Genomic DNA, 18,888 nt, shown 5'->3' with positions numbered 1-18,888 from the left:
CGTGATCCGGCCATCCGCCGCATGCCTCCTCTGCGCCGTCCTGCTCTCGTCGCCGGTCTTGGCGCGGCAGCAGGACGGCGGTCCCATCGGCGACCGGTCGGCCGCGCCGGTGCGGGAACATCTCGCCAATACCCGCGCCCTGCCGCTGTCGCGGCTGCTGCGGCTATGCGGCGAGGTCAAGAAGCTCCTGGTCCTCGAAGGACAACTGGGTAAGCGCCCACTGACCCAGGAGGACATCCATGTGGTCAGCAACGGTACCAAGTGTCTGGCGGCCACGGCGGCCATCTTCGAGACCATCCGGGTGATGGCCCCCCTGTATCAGGAGCGTCTGGTCTGCATGCCCGTCGGGGTCAAGGACCAGGACTTGCTGGAAGGCCTGTTGAAATGGCTGGAAGGCCAGGATCGCCAGGGGAATGACGAAATCTTCCGTCTCAGCGCGCCGCAGGCCTTCATCGTCTACATCCGCAAGGCTTATCCCTGTGCCACCGGGCAATAGCGCAGTTCGGCCAGGGCATGGCGCAGGACCTGGTACGCCCCGCTCAGCGCCAGGGCGGCCATGATCCCGGCCACCGCGAAATCGGGCCAACCCGAACCGGAAGCGAATACGCCGCCGGCAGCGGCCAGGACGGCCAGATTGCCGATGGCGTCATTGCGCGAGCAGATCCACACCGAGCGCATGTTGCTGTCACCCTCGCGGAAGGCATAAAGCATGATCGCCACCACCACGTTGGCGATGAAGGCGGCGATGCCGACCGCCCCCATCACCTGAGATTCCGGGACGGTGCCGTTCAGCACATGCAGCAAGGTGTTGCCGATCACCCACAGGCCGAATGCCCCCATGGTCGCCCCCTTGATCACGGACGCCTGCGCTCGGCGCCGCAGGCTCATGCCCAGGACGAACAGGCTGACGGCGTAATTGGCGGCATCGCCGAGGAAATCCAGGGAATCCGCCTGCAGCGACGACGACCCGGCCGCCATGCCGGCGACGACCTCCACTACGAACATGCCTGCGTTGATGACCAGCGCCGCCCATAGCGCCCGGCGGAAGAGTGGGGTGGTCCCATCCGATGGTGGCTGGCATTCACCCTGACAGCAGCTTGCACCCAAACCTACCTCCCGAAACTAATCCAGGATATGGTGAGGCCTGTAGCGACTACAGGGTCAAGAGTGATGACGAATCAGAATCGTGGACTGACCATCGGGGCGCTTGGCAAGGCGACCAGCGTCAATATCGAGACCATTCGCTACTACGAGCGCATCGGATTGCTGTCCCAGCCGGACCGGACGGCGGCTGGGTACCGACAATACAGCGGTGACGATTTGCGGCGGCTGTCCTTCATCCGCAAGGGCCGTGATCTGGGCTTCAGTATCGAGGCGATCCGGGCGCTGCTGCGACTGGCCGAGCATCCCGAGCAACCGTGCGAGGATGCCGACCGGTTGGCCTCGGCGCATCTGGCCGAGGTCGAGCGCAAGATCGAGGAGTTGGGTCGGTTGCGGGACGCTCTGCGCGAGATGGCTCACTGTTGCGCGGGAACCGTCGCCGAATGCCGCATCATCGACGCTCTGGCATCGTGACGCCCTGAAATCAGGATGACCGGGGCGCGAACAGAATGATGGCCGCGCCAGTCAGGCAGATTGCCGCGCCGAGAACATCCCAGCGGTCGGGACGATTGCCCTCGACCCGCCACAACCACGCCAGCGAAGCCAGGATGTAGACCCCGCCATAGGCGGCATAGGCGCGTCCGGCGAAGTCTGCCTCGATCCGGGTCAACAACCACGCGAATACGGCAAGGCTCGCCATGCCGGGCAGCAGCCAGACCATCGACTTGCCCAGCCGCAGCCACGCCCAGAAGGCGAAGCAGCCCCCGATCTCGGCGAAGGCCGCCAGAACGTAGATGGGAATGGACAGCATTCAGCTATGCCCATGCCGATGGTGGGCATCCGGGAAATGGGGGTGCTGGTGGATCATCGGCTCGTGCCGGTGAGGATGCACATGCGTCCCCAGCGGCTCGTCCCCGTGATGGTGATGATGTTCGTCATGCTCATGGGCATGTTCATGCTCCATGGCATTGTGCTGGTGATCATGCTCGTGACGTTCGGTCAGATGCAGCCAGACACCAACGCCCATCAGCGCCGCCGCCGCAACCAGACGCAGGCTGATCGTTTCCCCGAGCAGCAGCACCGAGACAATCGCCCCGACGAACGGTGCGGTGGAAAAATAGGCTCCGGTCCTGGCGGTTCCCAGTTCCCGCAGCCCGACCACGAAGGCAACGAGGCTGATGCCGTAGCCGAGGAAACCGTTGGCCCCGGCGGCGGCGATGGTTGCGGGCGATGGAATTGGTGCGCCCATGGCTACGGCCAGCACCACATTGGTCACGCCCGCGGCCAGCCCCTTGATGGCGGCGATTTGCACCGGGTCGGACAGCGACACCTTGCGGGTCAGGTTGTTGTCGATGGCCCAGCACAGGCAGGCGGCCAAAACCGCAAGGGACGGCCAGGATGGTTCGACCGAGCCGGTCGGCCAGGACAGCACCGCCGCCCCCGCCACGATGGCGAGCATGCCGAGCACGATACGGCGGTCGGCGTTTTCCTTGAACACCACCCAGGCCAGCACGGCGGTGAGCACCCCTTCGGCATTCAGCAGTAGCGACGAGGTGGCGGCGGATGTGCCCGACAATCCATACATGAGCAGTACGGGACCGGCGACACCGCCCGATAGAATCGCACCGACCAGCCACGGCCATTCCCCGGAGCCAAGTCTGGCTCTCTCCCCCTTGGTCACCAGCCTGACGGCGGTCAGGCCGATCCCCGAGCCCAAATACAGGATGCCTGCCAACAGCCAGGGATCGATGCCGCCGAGCAGCAGCTTGGCGAACGGAGTGCTGCCGCCGAACAGGATCGCGGCGGCCAAGGCGGCGAGGATACCTTTGTTCATTTCAGCCCCTTCAAGAGCCGGCCAAATTGAAATCAAGCCAAAGCCCCTGGAGATTGATCCGCCGGTTTGGAGGTTGCAAGCCCAATACAAACGCGAAAAACTGCCGACCGGGGGATTGCTCACTCCGGTCGGCAGCGTTATGCGAAATCCGATTTGTTCTATTTGCCAATGGGCGGGGCCTGGGCCAGCAGGGTGCGGGTCTGCTCGGAATCGGCCGATCCGCCGAACTCGAAATCGAAGGCGGTGGCAAACTTGCCCGCCAGCAGCGTCACCACCGAGATGATGCAGCCGCCGACGGCGGTGTTGCCGTCCACATGGCCGAACACCATGAAGCCGATACCGCCGACGATGCCAAGTCCGGCGGTGACCAGCAGGACGTTAGCGCGGAGATTGTTGCGCCCGGCCTTGATGAACTCGCTGTCCCTGGCTCGGGCGTTCTGGCGGTCGGCCAGGGTGGCGGTCAGCGTGGTGAGCGCGACAGCCATCTGCTGCATCCGCTCCTCGTGGGCGAAGGCCTGGGCCTGGGAGCGAAGCTGGAACACCAGATTGGGATCGGCCAGCGCCTCGCGGGCCTTGTCGAGATCGTCGGTGCCGGTGATGGCGCGGACGGTGTCGGCCAGTTTGCCGACCGCCTTTTCGGCATCGTCGCCGAACAGGCTGGCGATGTCCGGCGCCACGTCCAGCGCTACCTTGGCCAGCCCCGCGATGGGATTGGCGGCGATGGCGGCGGCATCGCCGAGGAGATCGAGCAGGTTCATGGTCAGACACTCCCCAGCCCCATGCCGACCCCGGCCAGGATCACTTCTCTGGTGTAAGGTTGCTGGCCGTTCTCATGGCGGATGATGGCTTCGACCAATCCGGCCATGGTGTCGGCCTTGGTCAGGTCGATGGCCTGATCGGACGTCACGCCCAGGCGAGAAGCGACATGGGCGATGTATGAGCCGGTGTCGTTCTCGCAGCCCGGCGCCCAACGGGTGATGATTCCCGTCACGGTGTTGAGGCCATGGCGACGTTGATAGCCGAGCAGGATGCGGGCCAGGGCACGAATACCGGCCTCGGGGCTGACGAACTCCTCGAACACCGGATCATCATCGGTGGCGCGCTCGCCCTGCCACTGAGTCTTGTCGCCGGGGGATTCCTTGATATTGCCGGGATTGTTGAGGCGAATGCCGCGAGGAATGGTGCTGGACTGGGTCATGGTCATTCTCCAACAAAAAAAGCCGCCCGGAGGCGGCTGTGGGGACGGGAAATGAAAGACGGCTAATTGACGTGGACGCGGGAATCCTCGGCGACGGCGGTAATCTCCACCTGCTCGGCGCGGGGACGGATGGCGAGGATGCGGGCGGTCTGCGCCCAAGCCTGGCCGGGGCCGAAGGAGAAGTAGGTCCGCTCCTCCGAGCCGCCGGTATAAGGCGTGACGGTCAGCGGCTCGGCGAGACGCACCATGGTGGGCGCATCGGCCATTGGCTCGACCCGGAACGGCCCCGCCAGACTTCCGTCGCGGCGGCGCAGCGCCAGATAATGACTGGCGCCCTCGGTCCAGGTCAGCGGCTCGGACAGCATCAGCACCGCCCCAATCCAAGGCGGCTTCGGGGATTCGGCCCGCCAGTCGATCACCTCGCCGCCCTGGCCCCAGCGGGGCATGTCGTGGGTGATGGCGACGAGATCGCCATAGGTGGGGATCATGCCCTCCAACTCGGTGCGGAAGGTGACCATGCGACGGCGATAGCGGTTGTTGGCGGCGATGTAGAGACCTTCCCGCTGGGCATGGTCCTTGGCGGTGCAGCCGAACAGGTTGACCTTGGCGGGATTGTCGCCAGCACTGTCCGCCAGCTTGGCCGTGGTCTCGTCGGGCTTCCAGGTGCGCGACGAGAAAAACTCCACCGTCACCGCGTCGGCGGTGTCGTCGCCGGGCATGACGTATTTGATCTTGAACGAGCCCTTGACGATGTTGCGCGGCCCGAACATGGCCACCGGCATGGTCTGGGGCGCATCACGGATGATCCGGACGATACCGCCCTGCTGGATGGGCACGGCACGGCCGCAGCGGGCGATGCGGGTCAGGGCTTCCCATACCGTCATGCTGGAGTCGAACACCGCGTCGAAGGAATCGCCACGGGCAGCCCAAACGGTATCCAGGACGGCCAGCGTCTTGAGGTCGATCCTGGAATCGGCCAGCTTCGCCCCATACTCGGCCTTGCAGGCATCGGCGAAGGCCCAGGCGATGGACCGGGTCGGCTGCGGGGCCGACCAACCGCCCGCCGCCGACCACACAGGCAGCTTGCGGGTGGCGATGACGTTGATCAGCCGCGACGAGCGCTGGCTGAGATTGTCGGTGGCCCGCATCTTGACCGCCAGCAAGGTGACGGCGCCGAAATCGGGCTGGCCGGTCAAATAGGCGCGCAGAGCGCCCCAGCGGATTTCATGGCCGGCGCGTTCGGCGGTGTCCTTGGCGTCGAGACGCTTGAGGCGGACCTCGTAACGGCCCGGACTGACCGAATAGCGGAAGAACAGACGGATAGTGCTGTTGGTGGCGGCGGTATGCGACGGCTGCGCCAGAACCGCCCAGCCGCCGATGGCTCCTCCCTCGGCATCGATGGCGCGCGCCTCGACCTGCCACTGGACGGTGCGGCTGTCGAGGCTGCCGCCGTCATTGGCGTAATAGAGGCCACGCGGCATCACCACGTCGATGCCCAGCGCCCCGGTCGTGGTATCGACCGGATTGGCGGTGAACGGGCCAATGTACCCATCGTCGCCGGACTGCACCAGATTGGGGGCGACCAGTTCCTGGCCGGCAATCTCGGCGGCGGTGACCACGTCCGGCTCGAACAGCGTCACCGGGGAACCGGGCGGGACGATCTCGGTCTGCACCTCCTCGAACGAAGAGATGGGGGTGTCCTCGATGCGGATCTGCTCGACCGCGTAGTCGCCCTGGCCGATGACGTGAAGCTGGTAGAGGTACTGCTCGCCGCCGACGTAATCCTGGTAAGGTTCCGAGGCGAGGTCGGGATAGATCAGGTGGCGCCCATAGATCACCGGGATCGGCTGGCCCAATCGGCCCTGGTTGCCTTGAGCCTGGATTGAATAGGTCGGGCTGGGGGCCGGCGCGCTGCCGCTGCCGCCCCAGTTGAGCGACGGCATGGACGGCTTGGGGGCCGGGATCACCGTATTGATCAGCATCGAGCCGGCCAGGGCGATACCGGCGGTTGCCATGGCGGCGGCACTGCCGGCGGCGGTGTAGCCCATGGCCACCGCCGCCATGGGACCCAGATAGATGGCGGCCACCATCACCGCGATGGTCAGCACGATCCGCATGGGGTTCTTGCCGCCCCCACCACCGCCCCCGCCGCCCTGGGGCCAGCGAATGACGGTGACGACCTCGCCGTCGCCGATGGCCCGGACGGCGTAAATGCCGACCGGCACCGTCATGCCGCCGATCAGGATTTCCGGGCCATCGGACCAGCAATCCTCCGCAATGCCGCAGCCCTGCAACAGGCCGCCCAGCGTGATCCCGGATTCCACCGCATGCACCGAGCGGCTGGCCACCGGCTCGAACGGGTTGGTGACGATGACGATGGAGGCGGTCATCCCTGGCCACCGATGAAGCGGTAGAAGCCTTCGACGGCCCAGCCGTTGAGCGCGAGCGCGTCCGAACGCTGGAACACCACCCCGGCACCCTCGGCGCAATGCAGGACGCCGCCGCCATCCACATCGAGCCAGACGCCCACATGGATGGGATGGCGGGACCGACGCAGCAGGACGCAATCGCCTTCCGCAGGCGAATCAACCTTGGCCCAGCGCCGACGCTCGGGGTGGTCGCGGAAGGTGCGCCCCATGACCAGCATATCTTGGGGATTGCTGATCTCGGGCAGCAGGCGGCCGAAATGCTCGGCTTGGACCATGCGGACGAATTCCCAGCAATTGAACGAGTCCGGCCCGCTGCCGTGGACGGACCACGGCACGCCGATCAAAGCGATGGCCCAATGGGGGGCTCCAACCGGCGACTGGCATTCGCGGGTCATTGTCGCTATCCTCATCTGGTCAGAATGGTCAGGAGACGCCCATGCACGCGTGGCAGGTTCAGGACGCCAAGGCCCGGTTCAGCGAACTGCTGCGCAGCGCCGCAGCCGAAGGTCCGCAGGCGATCACCGTTCGGGGCCGTACCACGGCGGTGGTGATGTCCCAGGACGAGTACGAACGGCTGAAGGGGCGCAAGCCGTCGCTGGTGGAATTCCTGCGGGCTTCGCCGCTGTCCGGCGTGGACCTCGACATCGAACGCGATCGCTCGCCATCGCGGGACATCGAGTTGTGAGCTATCTGGTCGATACCTGCGCCTTGTCGGAGTTGATCCGACCCGTCCCGGCGCCGCAGGTGGTGGAGTGGTTCGAAACGGTGCCGCAGGAGGCGCTGTTCATCAGCGCCCTGACCCTGGGCGAAATCCGCCGGGGTGCCGAGAAGCTGGCGGATGGGCGGCGGCGCGGCCGGATCATCGCCTGGCTGGAAATCGAGCTACCCGACTGGTTCGAGAGCCGCGTGCTGCCGGTCGATGCCGCCGTCGCTGACGAATGGGGCCGCCTGACCGCACGGATCAAACAACCGCTGCCGGCCATCGACAGCCTGATCGCCGCCACCGCCCTGAAGCACCGGCTCACCGTGGTAACCCGCAACGTCGCCGATTTCGCCGCGGCCGGCGTCGATATCCTCAATCCCTGGGAAACCTGACCCTCATTACCGCGCCAAGCCGGGAAAGCGCCGGGCGGTATAGGTGATGGACGGGAAGGACTTGTTCCCCGCATCCAGCATGCGGGCACGCCCGGTGACTCTCATGGTGTCGGCCTCGACATCGGTCAGGGTCATGGTGATGGGCGGGTCCATATGGGGGCCGTTGAGATCGGTGGAGAGATAGGGCCGCCAGGTGATCTCGATCACCTGCTGGCTGATGGCGGCGCCCTCAAGGGCATCGGTGATGTCGCTGCCGACATTGTCGAGGGTGACGGTGATTTCCGGTACCGGGGCGGTATCCACCGGCGGCGGCGAGAACTCGAAGGCCAGCGCGGCGAAGGTCACCCGTTTGCCGCCATCGCGGGGGGCACCGGCCTCCAGCCGGGCGGTGAGGTCGGCATGATCGCGCACCACCCGAATCGGTTCGGTGAAGGTTGGATGCCAGATTTCCAATGTATCCAGGATCACCGTTCCGGCCGGGGCTGATGCAAACGCCTCCTTCAGCGCCTGCGACAATGCCGGATCAGGCATGGCGCCGGTCTCCATAGGGGCATAGGGTGCGGGCTTCCAGCAGCTTGCGCATCTCGTGGACAATCTCGGACAGGCCTTCGACCGCCGAGCGCAGAGCCTCGGTCTGGCGGGCCTGTTCCTCGACCACATGGGCAAAGGCTTCGACGGGAATACCCGTGGGTTCGGACTCGGCCTTCTTACGCGACCATGCCCAGGCCAGGATCGCCACCACGATCACCACGGCGATGATGGCGGCGATCTGGACCATGGGAGCGGCCTGACCCCAGGCGCCCACATACTGGGTGGCGACACCGGCCCAGATGTCGGGGGAGTTTTCCGCGGCCATGGCCGGTCACTCCAGAACGATACCGACCTTGGCCGCCTCGGCGGTCAGGTCAGGGGTGCCGCGCCAGCGGAAGAAATAGGGGGCGGTCTCGACCACCTGACGGAATTCATCGGCGTCGGTGATTTGGGAGAAACCGATCTCCTCGGGCTGCTCGGGAATATCGGTATCGTCGGGAATGGCGAAGTAATGCTTCCCGCCGCACTGGCCCAGGGATTCGTACTGGGCGGCAGGCAGCCAATGCACACCGTCCGCCGGGGTATAGGCGTAGACCTTCATAATCGTATTCTCCGATCAGAATTTGAGCGGCTGCGGGCAGATGCTGCCGGTGTTCATCCAGTCGCCGAGGGAATAGGTGCTGGACGGCCCCCAGGCGAAGACGGTGCCGTCCATGGCCAGGGCGTAGGCGTCCTGCTCGGAGGTATTGGTGCCGTCGTGATAGCCCGAGCAGCCGATGCGGCGGATGCGTCCGTGGTATTTGGGCGGGAAACCCACATACTTGAATGCCGTGGTCGGGTTGGAGGCGTTGGGGGTGCCCATGAACGCCCCGCCATATCCCGCCGTCATGGGGTAGCCGTTGCGCCGCGCGATGCGGTCGGCCGCATTGGCGTGCCGCAGAACCATGACGTTGTTGTAGTGGTACTGGGTGGATTGGTTGACCCCGGTGGTGGGCGAGGCGACCTGCGAGACATGCTCGACACCCGGCACCAGGGCGGGGGCTTGGCGGCTGGTGGTGTCGCCCAGGCCCAACTGGCCGTTGACGTTGCTGCCCCAGGCCCAGAACTGCCCGTTCTTGGTCAGCGCGAAGGCCCCGGCGCCATAGCGGGCGCCGTAGGCCCAGATGTCGATTACCTTGGTGAGATCGGTCAGGCCGAGAGTGCTGACCAGGACCGGAGAGTTGCGCTGGGTGGTCGAGTTATCGCCGAGTTGGCCGCTTTCGTTGAAGCCCATGGCATAGAGCTTGCCGTCCGCCTTGATGTAGAAGGCGAAGTTGAACGAGCCGTAGCCGGTGTTGGCGCATTTCACCACCGGCCCGGCATCGATCAGCACCGGCGCGGCCTTGTTGGCGGTGGTGCCGTCGCCCAGATTGCCGTAGCCGTTATAGCCGCAGCCGAATAGCCGGTTGTCGGTGGTGACGAAATGGGCGAAGCCGTAGGAGCCGCCCGCTGCCACAATGCATTGGACGTTGCGGTCGAAGGCGGCGAGCTTGGTGGGCATGGTCCGGTTGCTGCCGTCGCCCAGACCGAGCTGACCATAGCCGTTATAGCCCCAGGAATAGACGTCGCCGTCTTCCATCAAGGCGTAGAAGGCGGCGCTGCTGTCCGGCCCGGTCATGCAGGTGGAGACGACATAGCGGACGGGCCCGGCGTCGCCGGGAAAGACGATGCGCTGGAAAAACGACTTGCTCGACGTGGTACCGTCGCCTTGCTGGCCGTGGCCCCCATAGCCGGTAGCGTAGAGCTCGCCATTCTCCAGCAGGATCATGGTGGTGCCGTAATTGCCGTAGATCTGCTTGATGGCGGAATCGGTGAGCGTCTCGCCGAGCAGATGTCCCTCGTTGGTGGTGCGGTACAGCGCCGGCTGGAAATGCGGCCAGTGCGAACCGTTGGGATCGCCGTTGCGCCCCGAATTGGAATTGCCCCACACGGAAAGGCCGCCGTCCTGGAACACCGCCGCGAAGCCGCGATAGATGGAGGTCATGCCGGACTGGCTGTCGGCGTCCCAGATGCCGAGATTGGCGTGATCGGGGAAGGTGACGGCATTGGTGATCAGGTTGCCCAGCCTGGACGTCGCCGTCAGCGAAACGGCTGTGCCGCCGGGGATCGGATTGTCGTCGGCATCGCGGGCGATGAAATCATTGGCGAGATACCGAACCCGCGCATTGGGGCGTCCCGGCGGCAGCAGCCATTTGGGATCGGTGCCGTCCGAGCCGAGGAACTTGGCGGCGGCCCCCACAGCCAGACGGGCATTGCCGGAGCCGTCGCGCACATAGAGGTCTCCGCGCATCGCCAGCGGGGAGGCGGCGGCCGCTACGGCGGCGGCAACGTCGAACACATGGTCGACCACCGCCCCGTCGCAGAACAGCCATCCCTTGCGGCCCGGCGCGATGTCCACCGGGGTGGCCTGGGTGGCGGTCCTGACCCGCAGCGGGATGGCCAGCTCGTTGTCGAAAACGGCGGCCCAGCCCCGTGACGGCGCCACGATCAGCGAAGCATTCGCCGTGTAGGCCCCCTGATCGGGACGCACCACGACCACGTCGCGGCTGACCTGATCGGAGGTCAGGGTGACGGTGGCCGTGCCGGGAGCCGGAACAATGACGATCTCGGCGGGACGGCCGGCGGTATCGAGCAGGTCCAGCAGGGCGTCGGCGCCAACCATGGCTTCCACCGCCTTGGCGAGATAGACGAGATCGCGGGCGGTGGCGGCGCCAACGCCCTCGACGGACGCCAGGGACTGACCCCGCCCCTTGATAGCCTCAAGGAGGGAGTGGAGGGACGACATGGACAAGGGGATGTCTCCTACAGCAGATCGAGGCCGAGAAGGGTGGCCTCTTCCCAAAGGGCGCGGATTTCGGCGACGTCGCCTCCATCCAGGCCGAGGTCGGACAGCGAGGTCATGATCGACCGGGCCTGCTCCGCCTGATCGCCAGCCACCTGAGCGGCGGCTTCGGCAGAGGCGGCGGCCTGTTCGCAGGCGATCCGCGCAGCCATGGCCGTACCTGCGGCTTGAGTGGTCTGGTCTGCCGCTTCAGCGGCCTGGGCAGCCTCGGCCAGCACCTGATCCAGCACGATGCGGGCCTCGGTCAGGGCTGCCTGGATTTGGCTCAGGCTCTCGCCGATGGGGGCGGCGGCATAAAGAGCTTCCAGGTCGGCGATGGCGCGTTGCAGCGTCTTCACCGGCCCGGAGGCGGTCTCGACCAGGCTGTCGGCACCGGTGGCCGGGCCGTTGGCCATGCGGTCGATGATATCGGCGGCGGTGGACGCCTTGCTCTTTTCCTCGGCGAGGGCACCGGCGATATCGGCCAGCACGGCGGCCACGGTCTTGACCATCCCGCCCTCGGTGACGACGGCGCCATCGGCGGGGCCATGGACGATCCGGTGCAGCAACGCCCCATCCGCCGTCACCTTGGCGATGGCGGTCTGAAGATCGGTTTGCAGGCTCATGGGGATTTACCAGGACAGGGGGCCGGGAAGGCTGGAATGGATCAGGAGATGGAAGCCATCGATGGTTCCGAACAGAGCGGAGGGATCGCTGTCGAGCACGATATCCAGCGCCCCTTCGTCGAGCATCGGCTTGTCCCGGGCCTCCAGAATGGCGGTAACGATCCAGGTGCCGCCCCGACTGGGGACCGCCTTATAGGGAGCGTTGCCCTGGCCGACGAAGCGGGCCTCGTGGGCGGCGATGCCGATGCCGCCCAGCAGGGAGATGGCGAACCAGTCGGCGCCATCGTCCAGCTTCAGGCGAAACCATGCCTCGAAGGTGGCGAAGTCCACGTCCCGAAAGCGCCAGCGCACCGGGATGCGGGTGGGCGTTTGCGTGAACCGCCGCCGCTGCCGGGCGGGGCCGGATTCCATGTCGGTGCGGGTGACGGCGGATTCCGGTTCCAGGGCATAGCCGTCATAGGTCGGCAGCGGCAGCCGAGCGGGCCAGGAGACGAGCGTGGTCATCGATAGGTCCCTGCCGCCGGGTTCAGTCCATAGCGATGCTCCAGCATCGGGGCCATGCCCTCGCCCTGACCAATGCGGCGGCTCATGCGGCCTTCGATCTCCTCGACGATGATGTCGAGATGGATGCGGCCATCGGCCCCCTGGGATTGCTCTGCGCGGGCCTGGGTGCCCGACGCATGATTGTTGACCGTGACCACCACGCCCACCGCCGTCGGCTGCGATAAGGCGGCGTTCAGGATGCGGTCGGCATTGTCCATCTGCCGGGGCGTGAAGACCCCCTCGCCGACGCGAGCGACGATAGGGCGTTCGCCAGCCACCAGACCGCCGCCGTGGAATTTCGGCGCATTAGAAAACACCGACGCGCTGTATGAACGAGCGTCCAGCCGGTCGAGACCGATCAGGCCGCCGGTATGGGCGATGGCGAAATTACCGGTATCGGGCACCGGCGTTGCGCCGCCGGAACTGGCGCCACCAGAAGCGGTCCCGGAAAAGAAACTGCCGATGCCGGCGATCATGCCGCCGAAGATGCCGCCGCCAGCCCCACCGAACAGGGGCGCCACCACCGACATGCGCCAGGCGGCGCGCAGGGCCTCCTCGGCCAGGCTGTTGAACAGATCCTGTCCGGCCAGCTTGCCGGTCATGGCCCATTTGACGAAGGAATCCTCGCTAGCCCGCAAGGCTCCCGACATGGCGCGTTCGGCGGAAACCGCCGCGTTGCTGGCTTCGTCGGCATAGGCCCGCACCGCCCGGATGGCCCCGTCCTGCCAATCGCGGCTGGCGGCCAGCTTATCCTGCTCCAGCTCCCGATAACGGCGGGTGTAAGCCTCTTCCGACAAGGTGCCGCTGGCCCGCTGCTCGTTGAGCTTGGCCAGTTCCTCGGCAAACCGCAGAGTAGCGTCATAGGCCAGCGTGGTCTGGCGGGCCTCGTCCTTGACCGACTCGGCATATTGCCGCGAGCGGGCCGCCCGGTACTCATCGAGTTTGGGATCGTCCTCTGCCAACTTGTGGCTGCGGGCGAATTTGACAACATCATTGTCGATGGTGACGTCACGGACTTTGGTGCGATCACTGCTCCGCACCGCCTCGGCCAACCGAACCTGGGCGTCGATCTCGCGTTCCAGATCGGCAACGGCGCGAGCGGCCTCGCTGTTGGCGCGCGATTTCTGCACCTGGGCGTAGGAGGCCGCCAGTTCGCCATTGGCATCAATCAGCCCCTTGGATGCCTGTTCAGCCAGCCAGTTGGTGCGCTCCGCCAGGATGGTGTCAGCCACCGATCCCTTGGCGGAATCGGCGAGACGGTCATTGGCGGCGGCTTCCTGCCCCAGGGTGCGGATCAGGCCGTTCTTCTGCTCCAGCAGCTTGGCGTCGTCGATGCGGCGCAACGCCCGGTCATACTCGGCCACCGCCGCACCATTGTTCTTGAAGGCGAATTCCAGCACCTTGGCGGCTCGCGCCGCATCGATCTGGGCCTGTCCGCCGGTGCGGGCGGCTTCGGCCAGACGCTCCTGGCCACGGGCCTGGAGGTTCAGCCCCAGCACCTCGGCCTGAGCCTGGGCCGACATCTCGCCATTGCCCTTGGCTTCGGCCTCGCGGGCCAGCAGATCCTTGATCTCCTGTTCCTTGGGTTTGGTGCGATAGACGCCACCTTGCTGGAACAGCTCCTTCTCAATCTGGCGAAAGCCCTTGGCGGCCTCGTATTGGGCCTTGGTGCGGGAGAATTCCGCGTTGCCGGCGGCGCGGGCCGTATTGAGCTTCTCCTGCCATTCCACCTCGAATTTGAGGTCGGTCAGCTTCTCGATATAGGTCGGCTCGCGCTGCTCGGCCCGGACCCGGTCGCGCTCCATCTTGGCCTGGGCTTCCATGCCCGCGCGCTTGCGGGTGATCTCGTCGAGATCGGCGGCGACGTCCTGGCGCTCGGCCAGCAGGCGGCGCAGTTCCTCGTTTTCCTCCCTGACCGCCTGCACCACCACCGAATGGGTGCCCGTCGGCAGCGGCTTGTCGAGCGCCTGCTCGCCCCCCAGGGCGGCAATGCGGCGATCCAGATCGGCCAGCCGCGACTTGACGGTGGATTCCCCCGGCGTCAGCGATTCCAGCGTCGCCGCCCCGGCATTGGCGCCGCCCGACAGAACCTTGCGCAGCCAGGAGGCGTTGGTGAAGCCCTGCCAGGCATTGGCCATGCGGGTGAAGGACCGCTCGGCGGTGTCGGCGCTTTCCTTGGCGGCTTCGTCGAAGCCCCGCAGCGCCTTGATCAAGGTGTCGCGGAAGAAATCCGCCGTGACCTTGCCCTGGGTGACCATCTGGCGGAAGCCGCCCGAGGGCAGCGCGGCGGCCCGGTCGAGAGCCTGCAGCAGCCCCGGCATGGGCTCGACGATCTGGTTGAGTTCCTCGGCGCGGAGCGTGCCCGACGACAGCCCCTGGGCCAGACCGAACAGGGATTGCTCCAACTGTTCGGACGAGGCCCCCAGCGCGATGGCAGTGGACTGGAAGCCCTCCAGCAGGGCGCGGGACTCGCCGGTGGTGATGATCCCGGCCTTCTGCAACGCCGCCAGTCGGGAATAGGCCCCGACCACCGTCTCCAGGGCGGTGCCGGTCTTCTGCGCCTGGGTGTAGAGATAGCTGGTGGTTTCGCTCAGGGCGGCGGCGCCGACCAGACCCTTGAGGCGGGCCTCCAGGCTTTCCACCTTGATGGTGGACTCGACCATGGCCTTGCCGAAGAAGCCGATAGCCGCCCCGGCCGCCAACCCCGCCGGTCCCAGCGCCATCATCACCGAGCCGATGGGGCCAAGCCGCGAGGCAAACCCCGCCATGCCGCCCTGGATATCCTGACTGGCGGCATTCATGGCCAGCAGCGACTTCGACGCCGGTTGCGCCGCCGTCTCGATGCGCAGCAGGGCCTTCTGTCCGTCCTCGCCCAGTTGCAGCAGGGCGCGGCGCACGGTTTCGCCGTCCTGCAAGGACAGGCGGATGGAGACGGATTTGGTGGCCATGGATCAGGTCTCAGGCGACGGCCAGGGCCAATTGGCTCCCGGCATTCCGCTTTCGGATGGATGGATCGTAATCGGCCCAGGGGACGGCCCGATAAAGCCCGGTCACCGCCCAGCGTTGGAATTGCTTCAGGTCGCGGCGGGCGGGATCGAACACCATGGGATAGGGGCGGATACCAGCGGCGACCATGCGGCCGAAGCGGTAATGGATGCGGTCCCAGGTCTCCGCCGGATCGAACCCCACCAGCATGTAGGCCATCAGATGCCGAGGCGGCACCCCGGCCTTGTCCAGCCGTTCGACACCGCGAAAGAACACCCGTTCATCGCCGAGATTGTCCCAGGCGGTGTAGAGGCGGCGCTGGCGGAACTGGTCGTCGCGGTATTGGACCGAGGCCAGGGCCTCGGCCACCCGGTCATCCACCAGCCGGATATTGATGCCCTGGCTGAAACAGACCCGGAAATCGCCACCCCGGATCTCGGCGACGCGGGCCTGCCATTGCTCCTCCGGCTGGCCGAAGAAATCGTTGTCGAGCAGCAGCAGCTTCCTGGCGTGCCCCGGCCCGCGCCACAGATCGGCGATGGCGTTGACCGATCTGGGGCGGCCTTCCGATCCCGGCACCATGCAGAACCGGCATTTCATCCGGCAGCCTCGGGCGGTGAAGCCGAGCGAGGGCAGGAAGCCGGGATGATCCCGGTAATCGCAGCGTTCCCACCTTCCGCCCACCACCTGTTCCACGGTGATGGCGGAAGTGCTGCCGGTCCCCCCGACGATGGCCGAGGGCCAGCATTGACGGAACCGCTCGATCAGCGGCTGGCTGGCGGTGAAGATGGCCGAACCATAGACGGCATCGTACTCGCCCTCGAACATCTCTCGCTCGACCTGACGAGTGAACACCACCTCGTGGCCCCGGCCCCGATGCCATGCCGCCAGCCGCATCAAGGCAAGATTGGGCAGCTTGCCGTCGAGCTGGGTCAGGCGGACGCGCATGGTGATCCATCACTGTCAGGAATCGGATTGCAGCTTGGCCGCCCCCGCCACCATGCCGCGCTCGGCGAAGGGCAGCAGCCGCGCCAGCAAAGGCTGGTCGTAACCCAGCGCCTCGGCCTGGATCAGCAGGGCAGGAAGGTCGAGACCGGTGATGCCGCCACGGGGACCAAGACGGATGGTTCCAATGGAACCGGTCAGCAATTCCCAGGCTTGCCAGCCGGATTCGGTCAGGGGGGCGTTGCGGTCATAGGGGCAGTCGCAGTTTCCGCCGCAGCCTCGGCAGTAGTCAGGCCCGCCGCCGAAGTGCCATTCGGCGCGGGCCTGGAGACGTTTCCCTCGGCGATGACCGCTTCGTGGGTTTCGGTGTATTGGACGACGAAGGACTCGGCCATGCGGGGAAGCTGCATCAGCTCGGCGATGCTTGTGTCGGAGACCTCAGCAGGCTCGTTGGTTTCCCCCAGAACGCCCTCCCACTTGGTGATGGCGGAACGGGCCAGACCTTGGGCGAACAGCATCTGTGACAGTCCGGCCAGGGCGTCCTCGTCGGACAGATCCGGCAGGCCGGTGATGTCGGCCCCGGCGGCTTTGAGATCGGCATGCTCGGCGGCGATGGCACGCGCCATGCGCCAGCCACGCGACCGGGCGGCCTCGTAGACCGCCGTGGTCAGGGGGCGCACGAACACCCGCACCCCATGGGGCAGATCGAGCCAATACGGCTCCTTCGGCAGGGAGAGGCGAATCATGATCCGTACCCCGCCACGTCGTTGACCAGGGTGACGCGGAGCAGATACCCCGCCACCGGATCGCGGGCCGCCCGCCAGTCGTAGCTGGCCTGGATGCCGCCGGGGCCTTTGATCTCCTGCTTCTTCTTGGGACAAAAGACACGGGGCAGATGGAAGGTCAGGGCAAAGGCCGAGCCGGGAATGGTGAAGCCGTATTCCATCGCCACCGGGCTCTCGTCGGCGATGGCGGCAGTGAGCGTGGTGTCGGTGCCGAAGCGGATATCCACCGAACCCTCGGCGGTGGCTTCGGTCTCGTCCACGCCGTCGATCAACCCGTCGGCCCGGATGGTCTCGACCCGCTCCAGGTTGTTGGAAAACGACAGCTTGCCGCCCACCACGTTGGCCAGTTGGCCACCGCCGACCCGGATGGCGCCGCTGCCCTGGCTGAACCGCTTCAGGGCGAAGGTCGCCGGGCTGGCATCGATGGTAGCGGCGGTTTCGGTCTCGCCCTGGGCAATCACCCCGATGCTGGCGTTGGCGGTGCCGGAGCGGGCCATGTCGAAGGACAGCTTGTCCAGCTTGGCGCCGCCATGACGGAAGAACTTCGGCACCGCCAGCTGGGCATGGCCGATCTCGATGGCGAGGCTGGGCAGTGTGCCGCCCGAGGTGAAGACATGGTCGAAGGTACCATCACCGTTGTCGGCGGTGGCGGGTGCGCCGAACAGGCCCTTCAGCCAGAACCCCAGCGCCCGCACATCCAGCGGCACGCCGATATCGCCCTCGTCCTTGATCGCCTCATAGAACGGGTCCTGGGCGTCGCGGCCCTGGCCCAGCAGCGGGTCGTAACCCAGGGGGCGCTCGGCCCCCAGGCTGGATTCCTTGAACGATAGCCGGGTATAACCGTCGGCCGGCAGGGTGCCGTAAACGGTCTCGAAGGCGGCCAGCAGGATGCAATCGGCACCATAGGCCCGCGTTTTTGCCATGGGAAACTCCCATATATAAAGTGTTGGTCAGCCCAGCGGGTCGCTGGAGCCGTAATGGATGGTGATCGGCACCATGGCGCCGCGCAGGGCGGCGGCACCGTCAATGGCGAGGCCGGAGGTCTTGGGAGCGCCCCAGTCCAGCCATTCGGCCAGACCACCGAGGGAGCGGTCGGCGGCCAGGGCGGTGCCCACCGCCATCAGCAGTGCATCCAATGCGGCGCTGTCGTCGTCCTGGCCGCGTTGAAGGATGACCTCGATCTCGGTCTGGTGTTCCCAGAGATAGGAGAGCGGTGACAGCAGCACCTCCGGGTCGCCGGGATCGCCGTCGCGCAGGATGATCAGACCACCGGCAGGCACCGCTTCCGGCAGCGGCGCTTCCCGTTTGATCGTAGCGCCGGGGATGGTTTGCAGCCGCGCCAGCAGGGCGGCGAGGATCTGTTCACGAATGGAGGACATTGAAATGTTCCCCGAATGAGGCACATAATGGGGACAACCAAGGAGGCCCTATGTCCAAGACAGAATCGATCCGCGCCCGCGTCGAACCCGACCTCAAGGCTCAGGCCGAGGCCGTTTTCGGCGCCCTCGGTCTGACGCCGACCGAAGCGATCACCCTGTTCTATCGTCAGGTGACCCTGCACCACGGACTGCCGTTCCCCGTCCGCATTCCCAACGAGGCCACGCAGGCGGCTCTCCGGGATGCCATGGACGGCGAGAACCTGACCGAGTGGTCGAGCCTTGATGCGCTGAAGGCAGCCCACCGTTGAGTTTGCGCCTTCGCACCACGAAGCAGTTTGAGCGCGATCTCAAGACGGCGACCAAACGAGGCAAGAGTCTCGACAAGCTCTGGCAGGTGGTGGAGTGCCTAGTGAACAGCGAGCCGCTGGCCATCCGGCACCGTCCCCACCGTCTGTCCGGTAATTGGAGTCCCTGCTGGGAATGCCATATCGAACCGGATTGGCTGTTGATCTGGTACGAAACCGAAGAGGAACTGGTGCTGGCGGCTTCCGGCACCCATTCCGACCTGTTCGGCTGA

General features: G+C 66.1%; 25 protein-coding genes. 6 read left to right on the top strand and 19 right to left on the bottom strand.

The window, feature by feature from the left end; genetic code table 11:
• Window position 1 precedes the first annotated feature (1 nt).
• On the top strand, window positions 2-496 hold the full coding sequence (locus CP958_RS16780) for a hypothetical protein (protein WP_141400551.1): 495 nt from the start codon (window positions 2-4) through the stop codon (window positions 494-496).
• On the opposite strand, the gene CP958_RS16775 is transcribed toward CP958_RS16780, so the two are convergent.
• Window positions 472-1,107, bottom strand: coding sequence for a cation transporter (locus CP958_RS16775; RefSeq protein ID WP_096703364.1), 636 nt, complete (start codon window positions 1,105-1,107; stop codon window positions 472-474). The genes CP958_RS16780 and CP958_RS16775 overlap by 25 nt on opposite strands.
• A gap of 63 nt (window positions 1,108-1,170) precedes the next feature.
• Between CP958_RS16775 and CP958_RS16770 the strand changes: the two genes are divergently transcribed.
• Window positions 1,171-1,575: a helix-turn-helix domain-containing protein gene (locus tag CP958_RS16770; RefSeq protein ID WP_096703363.1), complete on the top strand. Its 405-nt coding sequence runs from the start codon at window positions 1,171-1,173 to the stop codon at window positions 1,573-1,575.
• Window positions 1,576-1,585: 10 nt separating this feature from the next.
• Here CP958_RS16770 and CP958_RS16765 read toward each other — a convergent pair whose 3' ends face one another.
• The 6 genes from CP958_RS16765 to CP958_RS16740 form a co-directional block, all read right to left on the bottom strand.
• Window positions 1,586-1,912 (bottom strand): YnfA family protein, encoded by a 327-nt coding sequence (locus CP958_RS16765; RefSeq protein ID WP_096703362.1) that lies wholly within the window; start codon window positions 1,910-1,912, stop codon window positions 1,586-1,588.
• The gene (locus tag CP958_RS16760; protein WP_096703361.1) at window positions 1,913-2,935 is read right to left on the bottom strand and encodes a DMT family transporter; all 1,023 of its coding nucleotides are present in this window, start codon (window positions 2,933-2,935) and stop codon (window positions 1,913-1,915) included.
• Window positions 2,936-3,093: 158 nt separating this feature from the next.
• Window positions 3,094-3,693: a hypothetical protein gene (locus CP958_RS16755; RefSeq protein ID WP_096703360.1), complete on the bottom strand. Its 600-nt coding sequence runs from the start codon at window positions 3,691-3,693 to the stop codon at window positions 3,094-3,096.
• Between the two features lie 2 nt (window positions 3,694-3,695).
• Window positions 3,696-4,133, bottom strand: a complete 438-nt coding sequence (locus CP958_RS16750) for a structural protein (RefSeq protein ID WP_096703618.1) — start codon at window positions 4,131-4,133, stop codon at window positions 3,696-3,698.
• 62 nt (window positions 4,134-4,195) lie between these two features.
• Window positions 4,196-6,523, bottom strand: a complete 2,328-nt coding sequence (locus tag CP958_RS16745) for a host specificity factor TipJ family phage tail protein (RefSeq protein ID WP_096703359.1) — start codon at window positions 6,521-6,523, stop codon at window positions 4,196-4,198.
• Window positions 6,520-6,957 (bottom strand): NlpC/P60 family protein, encoded by a 438-nt coding sequence (locus CP958_RS16740; RefSeq protein ID WP_096703358.1) that lies wholly within the window; start codon window positions 6,955-6,957, stop codon window positions 6,520-6,522. The genes CP958_RS16745 and CP958_RS16740 overlap by 4 nt, the downstream gene beginning before the upstream one ends.
• Before the next feature lie 41 nt (window positions 6,958-6,998).
• On the opposite strand from CP958_RS16740, the gene CP958_RS16735 reads away from it, so the two are divergent.
• Both CP958_RS16735 and CP958_RS16730 read left to right on the top strand, forming a co-directional pair.
• The gene (locus CP958_RS16735) at window positions 6,999-7,247 is read left to right on the top strand and encodes a type II toxin-antitoxin system Phd/YefM family antitoxin (protein WP_068490561.1); all 249 of its coding nucleotides are present in this window, start codon (window positions 6,999-7,001) and stop codon (window positions 7,245-7,247) included.
• The gene (locus CP958_RS16730; protein WP_096703357.1) at window positions 7,244-7,657 is read left to right on the top strand and encodes a type II toxin-antitoxin system VapC family toxin; all 414 of its coding nucleotides are present in this window, start codon (window positions 7,244-7,246) and stop codon (window positions 7,655-7,657) included. Before CP958_RS16735 ends, CP958_RS16730 begins: the two co-directional genes overlap by 4 nt.
• Window positions 7,658-7,663: 6 nt before the next feature.
• Here CP958_RS16730 and CP958_RS16725 read toward each other — a convergent pair whose 3' ends face one another.
• From CP958_RS16725 to CP958_RS16670, 12 genes are read right to left on the bottom strand one after another with little or no spacing between them, the layout of a single operon-like run.
• Window positions 7,664-8,188, bottom strand: coding sequence for a DUF1833 family protein (locus tag CP958_RS16725; protein ID WP_096703617.1), 525 nt, complete (start codon window positions 8,186-8,188; stop codon window positions 7,664-7,666).
• Window positions 8,181-8,513 carry a hypothetical protein gene (locus CP958_RS16720; protein ID WP_096703356.1) on the bottom strand — a complete coding sequence of 111 codons (333 nt, stop codon included), beginning with the start codon at window positions 8,511-8,513 and terminating at the stop codon, window positions 8,181-8,183. Before CP958_RS16720 ends, CP958_RS16725 begins: the two co-directional genes overlap by 8 nt.
• Window positions 8,514-8,519: 6 nt before the next feature.
• Entirely contained in the window at window positions 8,520-8,789 is a 270-nt protein-coding gene (locus CP958_RS16715; RefSeq protein ID WP_096703355.1) for a hypothetical protein, read from the bottom strand.
• Between the two features lie 15 nt (window positions 8,790-8,804).
• Window positions 8,805-11,012 (bottom strand): RCC1 domain-containing protein, encoded by a 2,208-nt coding sequence (locus CP958_RS16710; RefSeq protein WP_096703354.1) that lies wholly within the window; start codon window positions 11,010-11,012, stop codon window positions 8,805-8,807.
• Between the two features lie 17 nt (window positions 11,013-11,029).
• The gene (locus CP958_RS16705; protein WP_096703353.1) at window positions 11,030-11,674 is read right to left on the bottom strand and encodes a hypothetical protein; all 645 of its coding nucleotides are present in this window, start codon (window positions 11,672-11,674) and stop codon (window positions 11,030-11,032) included.
• Window positions 11,675-11,680: 6 nt separating this feature from the next.
• On the bottom strand, window positions 11,681-12,178 hold the full coding sequence (locus CP958_RS16700) for a hypothetical protein (protein ID WP_096703352.1): 498 nt from the start codon (window positions 12,176-12,178) through the stop codon (window positions 11,681-11,683).
• Window positions 12,175-15,165: a tape measure protein gene (locus CP958_RS16695; RefSeq protein WP_096703351.1), complete on the bottom strand. Its 2,991-nt coding sequence runs from the start codon at window positions 15,163-15,165 to the stop codon at window positions 12,175-12,177. Before CP958_RS16695 ends, CP958_RS16700 begins: the two co-directional genes overlap by 4 nt.
• Window positions 15,166-15,175: 10 nt before the next feature.
• Window positions 15,176-16,150 carry a radical SAM protein gene (locus CP958_RS16690; protein ID WP_096703350.1) on the bottom strand — a complete coding sequence of 325 codons (975 nt, stop codon included), beginning with the start codon at window positions 16,148-16,150 and terminating at the stop codon, window positions 15,176-15,178.
• Window positions 16,151-16,165: 15 nt separating this feature from the next.
• Complete coding sequence (locus CP958_RS16685; protein ID WP_096703349.1) at window positions 16,166-16,351, bottom strand: hypothetical protein; 186 nt, start codon at window positions 16,349-16,351, stop codon at window positions 16,166-16,168.
• A 26-nt stretch (window positions 16,352-16,377) separates the two neighbouring features.
• Window positions 16,378-16,893: a hypothetical protein gene (locus CP958_RS16680; protein WP_096703348.1), complete on the bottom strand. Its 516-nt coding sequence runs from the start codon at window positions 16,891-16,893 to the stop codon at window positions 16,378-16,380.
• Entirely contained in the window at window positions 16,890-17,855 is a 966-nt protein-coding gene (locus CP958_RS16675; protein ID WP_096703347.1) for a phage tail tube protein, read from the bottom strand. Before CP958_RS16675 ends, CP958_RS16680 begins: the two co-directional genes overlap by 4 nt.
• 27 nt (window positions 17,856-17,882) lie before the next feature.
• Window positions 17,883-18,311, bottom strand: a complete 429-nt coding sequence (locus CP958_RS16670; protein ID WP_096703346.1) for an acyl-CoA transferase — start codon at window positions 18,309-18,311, stop codon at window positions 17,883-17,885.
• A gap of 50 nt (window positions 18,312-18,361) precedes the next feature.
• Here CP958_RS16670 and CP958_RS16665 point away from each other — a divergent pair, with 50 nt between their 5' ends.
• Window positions 18,362-18,619 (top strand): type II toxin-antitoxin system RelB/DinJ family antitoxin, encoded by a 258-nt coding sequence (locus CP958_RS16665; protein ID WP_096703345.1) that lies wholly within the window; start codon window positions 18,362-18,364, stop codon window positions 18,617-18,619.
• Window positions 18,616-18,888, top strand: a complete 273-nt coding sequence (locus CP958_RS16660) for a type II toxin-antitoxin system YafQ family toxin (protein WP_096703344.1) — start codon at window positions 18,616-18,618, stop codon at window positions 18,886-18,888. The genes CP958_RS16665 and CP958_RS16660 overlap by 4 nt, the downstream gene beginning before the upstream one ends.

Source organism: Magnetospirillum sp. 15-1 (assembly GCF_900184795.1).
Lineage (GTDB): Bacteria > Pseudomonadota > Alphaproteobacteria > Rhodospirillales > Magnetospirillaceae > Phaeospirillum.
This window is presented reverse-complemented; position numbering and strand designations above follow the sequence as displayed.